Below are 524 nucleotides of genomic sequence, written 5' to 3'. Positions count from 1 at the left end.
TGCCTCTGGGCCGTGCCGCGTCGCGCGTCTTTTTGAGGTACCGGTCCATCGTGGCCGCGCTCATCCGCTCCAGCTCGCGGAACGCGAAACCGTCCCAGTCGGCGAGCTCGCCGTGCGCGCGCAGCATGGGCATCCACAGGGGCAGCATCGCCTTGAGGTACTTCGCGCACGGCGCATCCATCATCAGCCACACCTGGACCAGCAGCTCGCGCGACTGCTCCGAATACCGCTTCGGCCGCTCCGCGGGCGACATCGACGGCCTGCCGCGCCCGGCTTCCGTGAGTCTGCGTCTCGCGGTGCTCCTGCCGATTCCCAGCACGGAGCACATCTCATCGAGGATGCGTCCCTTGTCCTTCTTCGACGCCTTCATGTATTCATCCCTGAATCTCAGGGTGACCTGCCGCTTCGTCGCCATGCTGATCCTGTCTTCCATAAGACAAGCCAAACAGGACCGATACCGTTCGCGCTCATTCCCGATGAGGCACCACCACACCCTACGCGCTCAAAAAACGTGAGGCACGTCG

Annotated in this window: 1 pseudogene; it reads right to left on the bottom strand. The window is 63.9% G+C overall.

Annotation, left to right across the window (positions count from 1 at the left end):
• Positions 1–433: pseudogene (locus DF196_RS13115) on the bottom strand (integrase catalytic domain-containing protein); the annotation flags it as partial.
• Positions 434–524: the final 91 nt, after the last annotated feature.

The sequence above is a fragment of the Bifidobacterium callitrichidarum genome, assembly GCF_003129905.1.
Classification (GTDB): Bacteria; Actinomycetota; Actinomycetes; order Actinomycetales; family Bifidobacteriaceae; genus Bifidobacterium; species Bifidobacterium callitrichidarum.
This window is presented reverse-complemented; position numbering and strand designations above follow the sequence as displayed.